General features: G+C 61.3%; 15 protein-coding genes. 7 read left to right on the top strand and 8 right to left on the bottom strand.

Annotated features, from left to right (window positions below):
- Nucleotides 1-22 precede the first annotated feature (22 nt).
- The 6 genes from LRO94_RS00520 to aspA form a co-directional block, all read right to left on the bottom strand.
- Nucleotides 23-1,114, bottom strand: coding sequence for a polyamine ABC transporter substrate-binding protein (locus LRO94_RS00520; RefSeq protein WP_032884471.1), 1,092 nt, complete (start codon nt 1,112-1,114; stop codon nt 23-25).
- The gene (locus tag LRO94_RS00515; protein ID WP_032884470.1) at nt 1,111-2,145 is read right to left on the bottom strand and encodes a histone deacetylase family protein; all 1,035 of its coding nucleotides are present in this window, start codon (nt 2,143-2,145) and stop codon (nt 1,111-1,113) included. Before LRO94_RS00515 ends, LRO94_RS00520 begins: the two co-directional genes overlap by 4 nt.
- A 137-nt stretch (nt 2,146-2,282) precedes the next feature.
- Complete coding sequence (locus tag LRO94_RS00510; protein WP_032884469.1) at nt 2,283-3,275, bottom strand: AraC family transcriptional regulator; 993 nt, start codon at nt 3,273-3,275, stop codon at nt 2,283-2,285.
- A 105-nt stretch (nt 3,276-3,380) separates the two neighbouring features.
- Nucleotides 3,381-4,358 (bottom strand): asparaginase, encoded by a 978-nt coding sequence (locus tag LRO94_RS00505; RefSeq protein ID WP_032884468.1) that lies wholly within the window; start codon nt 4,356-4,358, stop codon nt 3,381-3,383.
- Between the two features lie 81 nt (nt 4,359-4,439).
- Nucleotides 4,440-5,885 carry an alanine/glycine:cation symporter family protein gene (locus tag LRO94_RS00500; RefSeq protein ID WP_095185233.1) on the bottom strand — a complete coding sequence of 482 codons (1,446 nt, stop codon included), beginning with the start codon at nt 5,883-5,885 and terminating at the stop codon, nt 4,440-4,442.
- Nucleotides 5,886-6,276: 391 nt separating this feature from the next.
- Nucleotides 6,277-7,701: an aspartate ammonia-lyase gene (gene aspA / locus LRO94_RS00495; RefSeq protein WP_032884466.1), complete on the bottom strand. Its 1,425-nt coding sequence runs from the start codon at nt 7,699-7,701 to the stop codon at nt 6,277-6,279.
- Nucleotides 7,702-7,883: 182 nt separating this feature from the next.
- Between aspA and LRO94_RS00490 the strand changes: the two genes are divergently transcribed.
- The 5 genes from LRO94_RS00490 (at nt 7,884) to LRO94_RS00470 (ending at nt 11,691) form a co-directional block, all read left to right on the top strand.
- Nucleotides 7,884-8,792 (top strand): LysR substrate-binding domain-containing protein, encoded by a 909-nt coding sequence (locus tag LRO94_RS00490; protein WP_053127569.1) that lies wholly within the window; start codon nt 7,884-7,886, stop codon nt 8,790-8,792.
- Nucleotides 8,793-9,136: 344 nt separating this feature from the next.
- Nucleotides 9,137-9,628 (top strand): 5-(carboxyamino)imidazole ribonucleotide mutase, encoded by a 492-nt coding sequence (gene purE, locus LRO94_RS00485; protein WP_003176980.1) that lies wholly within the window; start codon nt 9,137-9,139, stop codon nt 9,626-9,628.
- 11 nt (nt 9,629-9,639) lie between these two features.
- Nucleotides 9,640-10,725: a 5-(carboxyamino)imidazole ribonucleotide synthase gene (locus LRO94_RS00480; protein WP_095185232.1), complete on the top strand. Its 1,086-nt coding sequence runs from the start codon at nt 9,640-9,642 to the stop codon at nt 10,723-10,725.
- 106 nt (nt 10,726-10,831) lie between these two features.
- Nucleotides 10,832-11,077: a GlsB/YeaQ/YmgE family stress response membrane protein gene (locus LRO94_RS00475; RefSeq protein ID WP_032884464.1), complete on the top strand. Its 246-nt coding sequence runs from the start codon at nt 10,832-10,834 to the stop codon at nt 11,075-11,077.
- A gap of 77 nt (nt 11,078-11,154) precedes the next feature.
- Nucleotides 11,155-11,691 (top strand): DUF3299 domain-containing protein, encoded by a 537-nt coding sequence (locus LRO94_RS00470; protein WP_032884463.1) that lies wholly within the window; start codon nt 11,155-11,157, stop codon nt 11,689-11,691.
- A gap of 119 nt (nt 11,692-11,810) precedes the next feature.
- Here the strand turns inward: LRO94_RS00470 and LRO94_RS00465 are convergent, their stop codons facing one another.
- Together LRO94_RS00465 and LRO94_RS00460 are read right to left on the bottom strand one after the other, a co-directional pair.
- On the bottom strand, nt 11,811-12,710 hold the full coding sequence (locus tag LRO94_RS00465; protein ID WP_179179737.1) for a D-hexose-6-phosphate mutarotase: 900 nt from the start codon (nt 12,708-12,710) through the stop codon (nt 11,811-11,813).
- A 57-nt stretch (nt 12,711-12,767) separates the two neighbouring features.
- Nucleotides 12,768-13,172: an acyl-CoA thioesterase gene (locus LRO94_RS00460; RefSeq protein WP_003176975.1), complete on the bottom strand. Its 405-nt coding sequence runs from the start codon at nt 13,170-13,172 to the stop codon at nt 12,768-12,770.
- A gap of 409 nt (nt 13,173-13,581) precedes the next feature.
- Here LRO94_RS00460 and LRO94_RS00455 point away from each other — a divergent pair, with 409 nt between their 5' ends.
- Nucleotides 13,582-14,871, top strand: coding sequence for an MFS transporter (locus LRO94_RS00455; RefSeq protein WP_032884461.1), 1,290 nt, complete (start codon nt 13,582-13,584; stop codon nt 14,869-14,871).
- 258 nt (nt 14,872-15,129) lie between these two features.
- Nucleotides 15,130-16,116: a phosphate ABC transporter substrate-binding protein PstS gene (locus LRO94_RS00450; RefSeq protein ID WP_179179738.1), complete on the top strand. Its 987-nt coding sequence runs from the start codon at nt 15,130-15,132 to the stop codon at nt 16,114-16,116.
- Nucleotides 16,117-16,188: the final 72 nt, after the last annotated feature.

The following is a 16,188-nucleotide window of genomic DNA, read 5'->3' as shown; positions in this document are numbered from 1 at the left end:
CTGAGCCTTGTGTGAGGGGCGGTCAGGTCCCCGATTTGATCTTGGTCCAGGCCCGGGTCCTGGCGCGTTCAGCTTTACTGTCCAACGGCTTCAAGGTGTACAACGTCGCCATCGCCGCCTCGGTCGGGTACAGGTTAGGGTTATTGCGGATGGTCGGGTCGACCCGTTCGGTGGCGTCCTTGTTCGGGTTGGGGTAGCCGACGAAATCGCTGATCGGCGCAATCACCTCAGGTTGCAGCAGGTAGTTGATGAAGGCGTAGGCGTCCTGCGGGTTCTTTGCGCCCTTGGGAATGGCGAGCATGTCGAACCAGATCGGCGCGCCTTCCTTGGGCAGGCGCATGTCCACGGTCACGCCGTTCCTGGCCTCCTTGGCGCGGTTGGCAGCCTGGGAGAAGCTGCCGGAATAACCGACGGCCACACAGATGTCGCCATTGGCGATATCGGCCATGTATTTGGAGGAGTGGAAGTAGGTGATGTACGGGCGGATTTTAAGCAGCAGGGCCTCGGCTTTCTCATAGTCCTTCGGGTTATTGCTGTTGGGGTCCAGGCCCAGGTACTGCAAGGCCAGCGGCAGAATTTCCGATGGCGAATCCAGCAGGGCGACGCCGCACTGCTTAAGCTTGCTGATGTTCTCTTCCTTGAAGATCAGGTCCCAGCTGTTCACGGGAGCGTTGTCGCCCAGCACGGCCTTGACCTTGGCCGGGTTGAAGCCAATCAGGATGGTGCCGTACATGTAGGGCACGGCGAATTTATTACCGGGGTCATTGGCCTCGATCAGCTTCATCAGCTTGGGGTCGAGGTGGTTCCAGTTTGGTAACTGGCTGCGGTCCAGGGGCTGAAACACACCGGCTTCAATCTGCTTGGCCAGAAACACGTTGGACGGCACCACCACGTCATAGCCGGAGTTGCCGGTGAGTAGCTTGGCTTCCAGTGCTTCATTGGTGTCGAAGATGTCGTAGACCAGTTTGATCTGAGGGTTCTGACCCTTGAAGTCTTCCAGCGCCTTGGGGGTGATGTAGTCGAACCAGTTGTAGACCCGCAGGGTTCTTTCTTCGGCGTGGACGGCGCTGCTTAATACGGCGGCGCACAGCGCAAGCGACTTGAGCATGTTCATTGGATTGACCCCTCAAAACCTTCGAGAACGTTGACGGCATTGATGCCGATTTCTTCCACCGCGTAGCCGCCTTCCATGACGAACAGCGTGGGCTTGCCCAGCCGGGCGATACGCGCACCCATCGCCAGGTAATCCGGGCTGTCGAGCTTGAACTGCGAGATGGGGTCGTCCTTGAACGTGTCTACCCCCAGGGACACCACGATGATGTCGGCGCCATAGCGCTCGATTTGCGCGCAGGCCTGATCCAGCGCGGTGCTCCAGGTATCCCAGCCGGCACCGGCCGGCAGCGGGTAATTGAAATTGAAGCCCTTACCGGCGCCGTCGCCCAGCTCATCGGCATAGCCGAGGAAGAATGGAAACTCGGCTTCCGGATGTCCGTGGATCGAGGTGAACAGCACGTCACTGCGGTCATAGAAAATCGATTGGGTGCCGTTGCCGTGGTGGTAATCCACATCAAGGATCGCGACCTTGGCATGGCCTTGATCGAGAAAGGCCTGGGCGGCAATCGCAGCGTTATTGAGGTAGCAATAGCCGCCCATCAAGTCGCCTGCAGCGTGGTGCCCCGGTGGGCGGCAGAGGGCAAAGGCACTTTGAGCACCTTGTTGAATCGCTTGTTGCGCGGTCAGCGCCACCTGCGCTGCGCTATAGGCCGCTTGCCAGGTGCCGGCGGTGATCGGCGCGCCGCCGTCGAAGCTGTAATAGCCCAATTGACCGTGCAGGCTGGTGGGCAGCACGCGGCGCAAGGTGCGGGCTGGCCACGTGTAGGGCAGCAGGTCGCCGTCCTGGCCGAACTCAACCCAGCGTGCCCAGGCCCCTTTGAAAAAATCCAGGTAGGCGTGGCTGTGGATGCGTTGCAGCGGTGCCAATCCAAAGTCCTCGGGGGCTCGCACCGGCCCCAGATCACGGTCCTTGACCCGTTGCAGTACGTGATCAGCACGGGAGGGCATTTCGAAACAGGGCATCAGTTGCCCGTCCATCAGTTCGCATCGACCGTGGTGCAGATGGTGATCGTCCGAGTAGATCGTCAGCATAGTGGTGTACTCGCAGGCGTTTGGCGGTGTCTTGCAGTGTTGCCTCGCCGACGCGGCAAGAGAACGGCAGGAGCGGCCAAAAGGGGATGAATATGGCCAAAGACACTGTCCGTATTCGCCCCGCCTGGACGTGGGGATCAGGGGCGGAACTGGCTTGGCGCGACCCCGCTCCAGCGCACAAAGGCATGACGGAAGCTGGCGGTCTCACTGAAACCCAGGTGCTCGGCAATGCGGTGGATGGGCATTGCATCGTTGGCCAGCCACTGCTTGGCCTGCTCGAAGCGCAGTTCGTCGAGCAACTCCTGATAGCTGCTGCCCAAGTCATGCAGGTGCCGGCGTAAGGTGCGTGGCGAGCAATTCAACTGCTCCGCCAGTTTATCCAGCCCTGGCGCTGCCGGCAGTTGCGCCGCCAGCAGTTGACGCACGCGGCCCAGCCAGGCCTGGCGTCCGGTGAACTCGGTGTTTTGTTTGCGGCAGCGCTCGGTCATGGCGCGATGGGTGACGGCGTCGGCCAAGGGCAGCGGTTGATCGAGCCACTGGCGGTCGAAGGCAAAGGCGTTGCTGGTGGCGTTGAATTCCAGCGGGCAGGCGAAGCGCTCTTCGTAACGCGCCTGGTAGGTTGGCGCCGGGTATTCAAAACGCGCACCCAGCAGAGGGAGCGGGCGACCGAGCAAGTCGTCGCAGATGACGTTGAGTGAAGCCAGGCACAACTCAATATTGAACGCGGCCAGCGCAGGGTCTTCACGGTAATCGCGGGCGGTGAACCAGACGCGTTGGCCGTCCTCCTCAAGGCTCAGCTCGAAAAGTGTTCCCAACAGCGCCGGGTAGCGCAGGGCCAGGCGCAAAGCGTCACCGAAGGTGGCACTGGTGAGCAGCGCATAGCCCAACAGGCCGTAAGACGACACGCGCATGCGCTGGCCCAGTTCCAGGCCGATGGCTTGGCGCAGGGCCACCGCGTTGGCGCACACCTGCATTTCCTGGCGCGTGGTGATGCGTGTATCGGCGTGGTTCAGGTCCGCAGCTGCAATACCGCTGCCGGCCAACAGCACCTCAGGGCTGATGCCCTGGGCGCTGAAAGCCTCAAGCACCAGCGAAACGGCGTTGAGGGTGGTCAGGTGCGAGTGCAGCATGGGGATGATCCCGGCCAATGAATACTTGAACCGAGCAATTCCCATGCCGTGCGCCGCCGGGATCGTGGCGGGAGTGACGCTCTACCGGATCGCTTGAATCGGATCTCAAGCCAACTCGGCGCACAGGTCCAGTTCGACCAGTCGGCGAATCTCGGCGTTGGCCAAGCCTGCGCCGATCAACGCATTGAGCTTGCCGAACGCGGCCTCGCGGGTCATGCCGCCACCGGACAGCACGCCCACGCCGCGCAGGCGGCTGCCGGCTTCATACACATCCAGCTCCACGCCACCTTCATGGCATTGGGTGATTGCGACCACGACCACGCCCTGATCCTGCGCGCGCTGGAGGCTGGCGAGGAACGCCGGGTTGTCGCTGGGCCCGGTGCCGCTGCCATAGCATTCAAGCAGCAGCGCTTGGATGCCACTGTCGACCAGCGCATCCAACTGCGCGGCGGCGATGCCCGGCACCAGCGGCAACACGCCGACGTTGGCCACGGCCTTGGGCTGGCGATAATCCAGAGCGGCGGGCAGTGCCTCGGCCTTGGCTACGCCACCGTTACGCTGCAGCGCGGCGAAGGGGTTGCGACCAAAGCTGCGCACTTTCGCGCAGCGGGTCGGCGCCATCAGCGCACCGTGGAAAAACAGGTGCACGCCGGCGTTCAGGCCTTCGCCCAGCGCGGTCAACGCGCCGCTGACGTTTTCCCAGGCATCGCTGTCAGGCACGCCGGCCGGCAGCATCGAGCCGGTAAACACCACCGGCGCCGGCAAACCCAACAGTTGGAAACTCATGGCCGCTGCGCTGTAGGCCAGGGTGTCGGTGCCGTGCAGGATCAACACCGCATCGCAGCCCTCGTCCACGGCCTCGACCACGGCACTGCGCAGGCGCTGCCAGTAAGCGGGGGTCATGTTGGCGCTGTCGATCAGCGGCGCCATTTCGCGAAAGCGCCAGGCTGGCAATGGCGCGTCGGCCAGTTGCTCGCGCATGCGCGCTTCGAAGCCGGACGCGGGCGCCAGGCCATTCGCGCTGGCCTGCATGCCAATGGTCCCGCCGGTGTAGAGCACCATCACGTTGTTAGCTGGTTGCATGAACAAATCTCCTGAACGAAAAACGCCGCCGGGCCCAGAGCATGCCCAAGGCCAGGCGGCGTGTCATCTATCTAGCTGCGCTCAGCGTTGTACTTGAGCGTTCAGTTCAGCCGATGGGGCCGCGTCCGGTTTTGCCGGGTTGGCCGGCCAGGCCTTGCGGTCCAGATCCAGGTCCGGGAATTGGCTGGAATCGAACACCGGGGTCTTGATGCCCGCAGCGCGTTGGCGGTCGTAGTCGTCCAGCACACGCATGGCGATCTTGAACAGGAACGCCAGGGCGAACAGGTTGACGAAGGCGAGCATGGTCATGGTGATGTCGGCGAAGGCGAATACGGTGCCCAGGTTCTCGATCGAGCCCCAGAAAATCAGCACCAGCACCAGCGCGCGATAACCCATCAGCACCTTACGGTTGTTGCCCACCAGGAAGCGCAGGTTGCTCTCGCCGAGGTAGTAGTTGTACATGATCGAGGTGAACACGAACAAAGCCAGGGCCACCGAGATGAACATGCGGCCCCAGTCACCGACCACAGCGGCCAGGGAGTTCTGGGTCAGGGCAATGCCGTCGCCTTCAAAGCCTGGGGTGTAGAAACCGGAGAGCAGGATCAGCAGCGCGGTGCAGGTGCAGATCACGAAAGTGTCGAGGAAAACGCTGAACGCCTGGACCACGCCTTGGGCGATCGGGTGTTCTACGGAAGCCACCGCTGCCACGTTAGGCGCACTGCCCAGACCGGCTTCGTTGGCGAACACGCCGCGTTTCACGCCCATGATGATCGCGCTGCCTACCAGGCCACCGAAGGCTTGGTCGAGGCCGAAAGCGCTCTTGACGATGGTCGCGAGCATGGCCGGCACGTGGTCGAATTGCAGCACGATCACGTACAGGGTCACGGCGATGTACACCAGGGTTTTGACCGGGACCAGCAGGTCGGCGATGGACGCGATGCGCTTGATCCCGCCGATGAACACCAGGCCCAGCAGCACCGCCAGCGCGAGGCCGGTGTAGGTGGTGTCGAGGCCGAAAGCGTTGTTCAGCGAGTGAGTCACGGCATGGGCTTGCAGGCCGTTGAAGGCGAAGCCAAAGGTCACCAGCAGCAGGAACGCCATGACCATACCCAGCCAGCGCTTCTGCAAACCGTGCTGGATGTAATAAGCCGGGCCGCCACGGTAGGTGCCCTCTGCGTCGGTGCGCTTGTACAGCTGGCCGAGGGAGCATTCGATGAAGCTCGACGACATACCCACCAGCGCGGTGACCCACATCCAGAACACGGCACCCGGGCCGCCGAGGGTTACGGCAATACCGACACCGGCGATGTTACCGGCGCCCACGCGACCGGCGAGGCTGAGCATCAGCGCCTGGAACGAGCTGAGTTGGCCGGAGCTGCTCTTCAAGCTGTCTTTGAACACCGAGAACATGTGGAAAAAGTGACGCAATTGAACGAAACGCGAGCGGATCGTGAAATAACCGCCGAGCCCGACAATGAGCACGATCAGTACTTTCCCTGAGAGGAAGTCGTTGATGACTTCGAGCATGGAGTGTTCCTCGCTGATTTTTCTAATGGCAAACGCAGGACGGTCCGACACGTCGCATGGCACCAGGCAGTGCGCGACAGTTCGACCCCAATCCTTTTGCGGGTGTTGTTATTCATGCGGTTTCGCGCTGTACCGGGCCTCGTTACCGACGGCCGCAGACGCGAGAGGGGCGGCACTATACCTAGGAGTACGTGATACGTCTGCACGGGCCGATTAAAGGTTTCAGCGCCGCTGATTCGGGCAAGGCGGGTTTGCAGGGCGATATTGGAATTTTTATGGGCTTCATTTCACAACCTTGAGGCAAAAAAAAGGGCCTGAAGAACGAGCCTTCAGGCCCTCAAAAGGTGAGAGGTGTCTAGTCCCTCAACCTGGTGAGCGGTGCAACAAACGCTTAGGCCTTCAACGGGACCAAGCGTGGAGCGATCATGTTTTCGGGGCGCAGGATGTCGTCGAGCATGGCGTCGTCGAGCAAGCCTTCTTCGCGCACCAGTTCCAGCACTCCGCGGCCGCTTTCGAGGGCGATACGCGCAATGCGGGTGGCGTTTTCATAGCCGATGTACGGGTTCAGCGCGGTGACCAGGCCGATGGAATGTTCCACCAGTTCGCGGCAGCGTGCTTCGTTGGCGGTGATGCCGACGATGCAGTGCTCGCGCAGCATGTCCATGGCGCGTTGCAGCAGGCGGATCGAGTCGAAGATCTTGAAAGCGATCAGCGGCTCCATCACGTTCAACTGCAGTTGGCCGCCTTCGGCTGCCATGGTCAGGGCCAGGTCGTTGCCGATGACTTGGAACGCTACCTGGTTCACGGCTTCCGGGATGACCGGGTTGACCTTGCCGGGCATGATCGAGCTGCCTGGCTGACGCGCTGGCAGGTTGATCTCATTGATCCCTGTGCGTGGGCCGCTGGACAGCAGGCGCAGGTCGTTGCAGATCTTCGACAGCTTCACGGCGGTACGCTTGAGCATGCCGGAGAACAGCACGAAGGCGCCCATGTCGGAGGTGGCTTCGATCAGGTCGGCAGCCGGTACCAGCGGTTGGCCGCTGATGGTGGCCAGGCGTTGCACGGCCAGGGCCTGGTAACGCGGGTCGGCGTTGATGCCGGTGCCGATGGCGGTGCCGCCCAGGTTCACTTCGGTCAGCAGCTCTGGCGCCAGGGTTTTCAGGCGTGCCAGGTCTTCGCTGAGGGTGGTGGCGAAGGCGCGGAATTCCTGGCCGAGGGTCATCGGCACGGCGTCTTGCAATTGGGTGCGGCCCATTTTCAGCACGTGGCCGAACTCGACGCCTTTGGCGGCGAAGGCTTGGATCAGGCTGTCGAGGCTGGCCAGCAGCGCGTCATGGCCCAGCAGCAGACCCAGACGGATCGCGGTTGGGTAGGCGTCGTTGGTCGACTGCGCCATGTTCACGTCGTTGTTGGGGTGCAGGTATTGATATTCGCCCTTCTGGTGACCCATGGCCTCCAGTGCGATGTTGGCGATGACTTCGTTGGCATTCATGTTGGTTGAAGTGCCGGCGCCGCCTTGAATCATGTCCACCACGAACTCTTCGTGGAAATCGCCGCGGATCAGACGGGCACAGGCTTCGCTGATGGCAGCGTGCTTGGCTTCGCTAAGCTGACCCAACTCGCGGTTGGCATCAGCGGCTGCTTGCTTGACCATTGCCAGGCCGACCACCAATTTCGGGTAATGCGAAATCGGAACGCCCGAGAGGCGGAAGTTATTCACCGCTCGCAGGGTCTGGATGCCGTAATACGCTTGGGCGGGTACTTCGAGTACGCCAAGCAGGTCTTTTTCTGTGCGGAATGATGCAGCGGAGGACATGACGGAAATCATCTCAATATGGACCCGGAACAGGCCGGAACGCTGCGAATGCTAGGCCTGTAGGAAAATTTGGGCCAATGCTGTTAAGCACTGGCCTATGCATAAACGGCATAATGCAGATGTGACCCGGCTATCATGGCGGGCGTGTGTGCCAAAATGGTGCGTACCCGTGGGAGGCAGTGATGAACCTTGAGAGCAAATGGCTGGAAGACTTCAGCGCCTTGGCGGCGACGCGCAGCTTTTCCCAGGCGGCGGAGCGGCGCTTTGTCACTCAGCCAGCGTTCAGCCGACGTATCCGTAGCCTTGAGGCCGCGTTGGGCCTGACCCTGGTCAATCGCTCACGCACACCGGTGGAATTGACGGCAGCGGGGCAACTGTTTCTGGTCACCGCGCGCACCGTGGTCGAACAGCTCGGCGAGGTCCTGCGCCATTTGCATCACTTGGAAGGCGGGCAGGGCGAAGTCATGCAAGTGGCCGCCGCCCACTCCCTGGCGCTGGGCTTCTTCCCGCGCTGGATCGCGCAGTTGCGCAACGAAGGTTTGAACATTGCCACCCGCCTGGTCGCCACCAACGTCGGCGACGCTGTGCACGCCCTGCGCGAAGGCGGTTGCGACCTGATGCTGGCGTTCTACGATCCGGACGCGGCGATGCAGATGGACGCCGAAATCTTCCCTTCGCTGCACCTGGGTAACACCGAAATGCTCCCGGTGTGCGCGGCCGATGCTGATGGCAAGCCGCTGTTCGATCTGGAAGGCGAGGGCAGCGTGCCGTTGCTGGCCTACAGCGCCGGCGCGTTCCTTGGTCGTTCGGTGCACTTGCTGCTGCGCCAGCGCGCGCTGCGTTTTACCACCGTTTACGAAACCGCCATGGCCGACAGTCTCAAGAGCATGGCCCTGGAAGGCCTGGGCATTGCCTGGGTGCCGCAGTTGAGCGTTCGTGCCGAACTTGCCCGAGGCGAACTGGTGGTCTGCGGCGGACCGCAATGGCATGTGCCGCTGGAAATTCGGCTGTATCGCTGCGCATTGGTGCGCAAGGCGAATGTGCGGTTGTTGTGGCGCAAACTCGAAGGTGGTGCGGCACAAAGCACCTGAGCCCAATCTCGGGCCCAACACCGGGCAAATGTGGGAGGGGGCTTGCCCCCGATAGCGGTGTATCAGTGACAGATAAGTGCCTGGCACACCGCCATCGGGAGCAAGCCCCCTCCCACAGTATTTCGCGGTGTATGGGACTGACTCTTAAGTCAATAAAACCGCCGGTTTGCCCCGCTAGACAGATGGTCATCCGAGGGGCTGTTTATCTGGATTATTACGGTATACTGCGCGGCCTTCGGCCGGTCCAACCGGCCAAAATTCGTACAACAAGCCACGCCGGATTTCCCGCGTGGCTTGTTGTTTTTTGACGCGCCTGCGGGCGCCCAGAGAGAAGAGGCACGACGATGAGTGCATTGGTTGGCGTGATCATGGGCTCCAAGTCCGATTGGTCCACCCTTAGCCACACCGCCGATATGCTGGAAAAACTCGGCATTCCGTATGAAGTGAAAGTGGTCTCTGCCCACCGCACCCCGGATTTGCTGTTCCAGTATGCCGATGAAGCAGAATCCCGTGGCATCGAGGTGATCATCGCCGGTGCCGGCGGCGCAGCGCACCTGCCGGGCATGTGTGCAGCCAAGACTCACCTGCCAGTGCTTGGCGTACCGGTGCAGTCGGCAATGCTCTCGGGCGTCGATTCGCTGTTGTCCATCGTGCAGATGCCGGCGGGTATCCCGGTGGCCACCCTGGCAATCGGCAAGGCCGGCGCGATCAACGCAGCCCTACTGTCCGCCAGTATCCTGGGCGCCAAGCACCCGCAGTTCCACGCGGTGCTGAAAAAATTCCGTGCTGAGCAGACAGACAGCGTGCTGGACAATCCAGACCCACGTATCGCCTGAGGTTGTTGACGATGAAAATCGGTGTAATCGGTGGCGGCCAACTGGGCCGTATGCTGGCCTTGGCGGGCACCCCGCTGGGGATGAACTTCGCTTTCCTGGACCCGGCGCCGGACGCCTGTGCGGCGGCCTTGGGTGAACACCTGCGCGCTGACTACAGCGACCCGGACCACCTGCGCCAGCTGGCCGATGAAGTCGACCTGGTGACGTTCGAGTTCGAAAGCGTCCCGGCGGAAACCGTGGCCTTCCTGTCCCAGTTCGTGCCGGTGTACCCGAGCGCCGAAGCCCTGCGCATCGCTCGCGATCGTTGGTTCGAAAAGAGCATGTTCAAGGACCTGGGCATTCCGACTCCAGCCTTCGCCGATATCCAATCGCAGGCGGACCTGGACGCCGCCGTCGCCAGCATCGGCCTGCCAGCCGTGCTGAAAACCCGCACCTTGGGTTACGACGGCAAGGGCCAGAAAGTCCTGCGCACTGCAGATGATGTGGTGGGCACCTTCGCCGAGCTGGGCAGCGTCGCTTGCCTGCTGGAAGGCTTCGTGCCGTTCACCGGTGAAGTCTCGCTGATCGCCGTGCGTGCCCGTGATGGTGAGACCCGCTTCTATCCGTTGGTGCACAACACCCACGACAGCGGCATCCTCAAGCTGTCGGTGGCCAGCACCGACCACCCGTTGCAGGCCTTGGCCGAAGACTATTCCAGCCGTGTGCTCAAGCAGCTGGATTATGTCGGCGTGATGGCGTTCGAGTTCTTTGAAGTCGACGGAGGCCTCAAGGCCAACGAAATCGCCCCGCGCGTGCACAACTCCGGGCATTGGACCACCGAAGGCGCCGAGTGCAGCCAGTTCGAAAACCACCTGCGGGCGGTGGCGGGCTTGCCACTGGGCTCCACGGCCAAGGTCGGCGAGAGCGCCATGCTCAACTTCATCGGCGTTGTGCCGCCGGTGGAAAAAGTCATCGCCATCGATGACTGCCACCTGCATCACTACGGCAAGGCCTTCAAGGCCGGGCGCAAGGTCGGCCACGCCAACCTGCGCTGCAAGGACCGTGCGACACTGCAAGCGCAGATCCTTAAGGTTGAAGCGCTGATCGCTGAGCAATAAGCCTGGTGACGGCGGGAACCATTGGTTGCCGCCGTCTCTCTGATTGCAGGATGGCAAAGCCTGACTAGGCTTTGGCATGACTCACATTCAATCAGAGGGAAATGCCATGGGCATCATCGGAACCATCTTTATCGGCTTTATCGTCGGCCTGCTGGCGCGTTTCCTCAAGCCCGGCGACGACAGCATGGGCTGGATCATGACTATCCTGCTGGGTATCGCCGGCTCCCTGGCCGCGACCTACGGTGGTCAGGCACTGGGTATCTACCAGGCTGGCCAAGGTGCAGGCTTCCTCGGTGCGTTGGTCGGTGCCATTGTGCTGCTGGTGATCTACGGCCTGATCAAAAAGAAGTAATCAGCCGACAAAGTCCTCTGCGCTGCGCAGGCGCAGAGGGCTAGAATGCTCGGCACTTGTACTTGCCGAGCCTCTCCATGCGCCGTCTTCTGTTGACTCTCCTTCTGCTGGGCTCTGGCCTGGCGCACGCCGGCGAATTGCCGGAAACCGACTGGCTCGACCTGATGCCGCTGTCGGACCAAAAGGCTCTCGAAGCCATGCCCGAGATCGATCACAACTCCCCGGAAGCCCAGGGCACCTTTACCGATAAGGGCGGCCTCAAGCAGAGCAAAGGCTTGCCGGCGGTGATGTATTCCACCAAGACCGTGGCTGCGATGAACGGCAAGGACATCCGCATCGGCGGCTACCCGGTGCCGTTGGAAACCGATGCCAAGGGCCGCAGTACGTTGTTCTTCCTAGTGCCGTATCCGGGCGCGTGCATTCACGTCCCACCACCGCCGCCTAACCAGCTGGTGCTGGTGCGTTATCCCAAAGGGTTGAAGCTGGATGATATCTACACGCCGCTTTGGGTTACGGGTACGTTGAAGGTAGAGAAGGTGAATAACGACCTGGCGGATGCGGCGTATGCGCTGGATGCGGGCAAGGTGCGGGTGGTGAAGGAGTCAGATCTCTAAAATCCGGCGCATAACAATGTGGGAGGTGGCTTGCTCCCGATAGCGGTCTATCAGCAATAAATCTGCTGACTGACACTCTGCTATCGGGAGCAAGCCCCCTCCCACATTTTCGATTGGGTTTACAGGGCGATAGAGGTGATGCTCACGCCCAGTGTGTGGCTTTCACCTGGGGCCAAGCTCACCACATCATCCAGCACATTCGCCGTCTCGATGCACAGCATGCCCTGCCAGCCATCGTCGGCCATGTCGTCGAAGGCCTTGGCGCGTTCGGTCCAGGGGTTCCAGATCACGGTCGATTTCGAGCGTTGACTGGTGAGTTGGATTTGGCGCTGCCAGTCTCTGTCGACAATGCTCAACTGCGCGGGCGTATCGAGGTAAATGCGGTCGGTTTCGGCACTGAAGTGCAGCAGGCCGGATTGCTTCTTCTCGCTCCAGCCATCGGCGGTATCGATGTACGCCGAGCCGTCCAGGCCGTCGACCTGCACGTTGCGCACATCGCTCACGGCGAAGTAGGTGTGCAGCGCCTGGCTCAGGGTTACGGTGTCGGTGCCACGGTTATGGCTGGTCAGGCGGATGTGCAGTTGATCGTTTAGCAGCAGACTCAAGGTCAGGTCGACCTGATGGGGCCAGCCGGGAAAGCCGCCTGCAGGAACGGGTAGTTCCAGGTCCACCCGCAGCGTTTCACCTTCAAGTATTGTCCCGGCCAATGCCCAGGTCGCGGTACGCACGAAACCGTGAGCGCCCGCAGGTTGATCACTTTGGCGCATCGCCTTCACGCTTTGCGGGTTGCGGTCGAACACCCCGAACCATGGCCAGCACACCGGTACGCCAGTGCGGATGCCTTTGCCTTGCTTGAATACCGCTTCAGGGTTCGGCCAGATCAGCGGCTGCTCGCCCTCACGCCCGTAACTGAAGATATGCGCGCCCTGCTGGGCAATCATGAGTTCAGCGCCGTTGTGGCGGACACGCCAGCAGTCCAGCTCGTCGATTTTCACGGTTTCAACGTGGGGCGTAGGCATACACAGCACTCTCAATGGCAGGCAATGGGGCAATTGACCGTCAAAACCCGGCGAGGTTTAACGCGCGCGCGACGGTACTGAGCGCGTGCGGCCGCTGCCATCGATAGCGACGAATACAAACACCGCCTCGGTCACCTTGCGCCATTCGCTGGACAGTGGGTCGTCGCTCCACACTTCGACCATCATCTGGATCGAGCTGCGGCCGATTTCCAGGGCCTGGGTATAGAAGGACAACTGCGCGCCCACGGCCACCGGCACCAGGAACGCCATGCGATCAATCGCCACGGTAGCCACGCGACCGCCCGCAACCTTGCTGGCCATGGCGGTACCGGCCAAGTCCATCTGCGCGACCAGCCAGCCGCCGAAGATATCGCCAAAGCCATTGGTTTCACGCGGGAGCGCGGTGATTTGCAGGGCGAGATCGCCTTGCGGGATAGGATCTTCTTGTTCGAGTTCGATCATGCCGTGGGGCCTCTGACCCGTGACGCTTTTATAGGTGGAGCAGGGTGGATAGCCGACTGTTAGAAAAACGTTTCAGCACAAACATACTCCGTTCGATACGTTTCTCGTAAGGCGTACTAAAGGGAAACTCTGCCAAATCGGCTGGATGGCACCCAACGACGTTTTGGCACAGCAGCCCCTCAAGGCTGCGGGTCTTGCGCTCGCAAGGGCCGAGTATATCGAGACCCTGGCGCCACGACGACCTCCCGGCGTTCATTTGGTCGGTAAATAGACGCTGTATCGCGGCTTTTATGCACAACTGTTCTCCTGGCGCTGTGCTTTTACAAGCGATTTGCTATCTTGCCAGACCCGCCGCAAGTCCCGGGCGTGCCGTCCTTATTACGATGATTACTATAAGAGAAGCCTTGCCATGTCCTCCGTGCCCGCAAGCAGTGCGCAACCTTCGCGCCCGCTGACCCGCAACGACTACAAAACCCTGTCGCTGTCTGCCTTGGGCGGGGCGCTGGAATTTTATGATTTCATCATTTTCGTGTTTTTCGCCACCGTGGTCGGAAAGCTGTTCTTCCCTGCCGATATGCCCGAATGGCTGCGAATGATGCAGACCTTCGGCATCTTCGCCGCCGGTTACCTGGCCCGCCCGCTGGGCGGCATCATCATGGCGCACTTCGGCGACCTGCTGGGTCGCAAGAAAATGTTCACCCTGAGCATCTTCATGATGGCCGTACCGACCCTGATCATGGGCCTGCTGCCAACCTACGCGCAGATCGGCCTGTGGGCGCCGATCCTGCTGCTGCTGATGCGCGTCATCCAGGGCGCGGCGATTGGCGGTGAAGTGCCAGGCGCGTGGGTGTTCGTCTCCGAACACGTTCCGCCACGCCACATCGGCTACGCCTGCGGCACCCTGACCAGCGGCCTCACCGCCGGCATTCTGCTGGGTTCGCTGGTGGCTACCGCGATCAACACTATTTATAGCCCTGAGCAGGTCTCGGATTACGCCTGGCGTATCCCGTTCCTGCTTGGCGGCGTGTTTGGCCTGCTGTCGGTGTACCTGCGTCGCTGGCTGCATGAAACGCCGATCTTCGCCGAGATGCAGCAACGCAAAACCCTGGCCGCCGAGTTGCCATTGCGCGCGGTACTGCGCGACCACCGTGGCGCGATCGTACTGTCGATGCTGCTGACCTGGCTGCTGTCGGCCGGCGTGGTAGTGGTGATCCTGATGACTCCGACCGTGCTGCAAACCATCTACCATTTCAGCCCGACCGTTGCGCTGCAAGCCAACAGCCTGGCCATCGTGACCTTGAGCCTGGGTTGCATCGCCTCCGGCGCCCTGGCCGACCGCTTTGGTGCAGGCCGCGTGCTGATCAGTGGTTGCGCGCTGCTGCTGGCGACCTCTTGGACGCTCTACCACAGCCTGCTGACTCACCCGGACTGGCTGTTCCCGCTGTACGCCTTGACCGGCCTGTTCGTCGGCACCATTGGCGTGGTGCCGTACGTGATGGTGAAAGCCTTCCCGCCAGTGGTGCGCTTCAGCGGCTTATCGTTTTCCTACAACGTGGCCTACGCCGTGTTTGGTGGCCTCACGCCGCTGGCGGTGTCGCTGCTGATGAAGGAAAGCCCGATGGGCCCGGCTTACTACGTGGCCGCGCTGTGTGTCATGGGGATGGTGGTAGGTGGCTATCTGTGGAAGCGTGGCCGCTAAAAGCAGCCCGATCCACCCGTGGCGAGAGGGCAAGCTCCCTCGCCACGGGGCAGGTGTCCGTTCATTGATTGCAGTGTGTAGCTGATTCACCGCGTTACCTGCGCATTACCCCCGTTTCTCCGCGCCATACCTTCCTGACCTGCTTGATCTCCCAATGCTGGCCTTTCATCCAATTGTCATATTTCAGACATAGAGTGTTCACACGGCCTCTCGATACTTGGCCCCGATCCAACTATCCCTATCTGCTAGGAGCAAGGCATGAAACTGAAACGTTTGATGGCGGCAATGACTTTTGTCGCTGCTGGCGTTGCGACCGCCAACGCGGTGGCCGCAGGTGTTGATCCGGCAATCCCGGCTTACGTTAAGACCACTGGTGTGTCGGGCAACTTGTCCAGCGTCGGTTCCGATACCCTGGCTAACCTGATGACCCTGTGGGCCGAGGGTTACAAAAAGGAATACCCGAACGTCAACATCCAGATTCAAGCTGCCGGCTCCGCTACCGCACCACCTGCGCTGACTGAAGGCACCTCCAACCTGGGCCCGATGAGCCGCAAGATGAAGGACACCGAACTGGCTGCCTTCGAGCAGAAGTACGGCTACAAGCCAACCGCTATCCCGGTTGCCGTGGATGCCCTGGCCGTGTTCGTGCACAAGGACAACCCGATCCAGCACCTGACCATGGAGCAAGTCGACGCGATCTTCTCCTCGACTCGCCTGTGCGGTGGCAAAGCCGACGTGAAAACCTGGGGCGACCTGGGTGTGACCGGCGACCTGGCCAACAAGCCAGTGCAGCTGTTCGGTCGTAACTCGGTATCCGGCACCTACGGCTACTTCAAGGAAGAGGCCCTGTGCAAAGGTGACTACAAGCCTAACGTGAACGAACAACCTGGCTCGGCGTCGGTCGTGCAGTCGATCAGCTCCTCGCTGAACGGCATCGGTTACTCGGGCATCGGCTACAAGACTGCCAGCGTGAAGACCGTGGCCCTGGCCAAGAAAGGCAGCACTGACTTCATCGAAGACACCGAAGAAAACGCCCTGAACGGCAAATACCCGCTGTCGCGTTTCCTCTACGTTTACGTCAACAAATCCCCGAACAAGCCTCTGGCTCCGCTGGAAGCTGAGTTCGTGAAGCTTGTGCTGTCGAAGCAAGGCCAGGAAGTTGTAGTGAAAGACGGCTACATCCCACTGCCAGCCAAAGTTGCCGCCAAGGCCCTGGCTGACCTGGGTTTGAAAGAAGGCAACTGATTGCCTCCGCGGGGCCGGCTCACCGGCCTCGCATCCGAATTTTTTAGTCCGCTGCCAGCTATGCTTCGCGGC

This window comes from Pseudomonas sivasensis (assembly GCF_021391435.1).
GTDB lineage: Bacteria > Pseudomonadota > Gammaproteobacteria > Pseudomonadales > Pseudomonadaceae > Aquipseudomonas > Aquipseudomonas sivasensis.
Note: the sequence above shows the minus strand (reverse complement) of the source record. Positions and strands in the feature narration are given on the sequence as shown.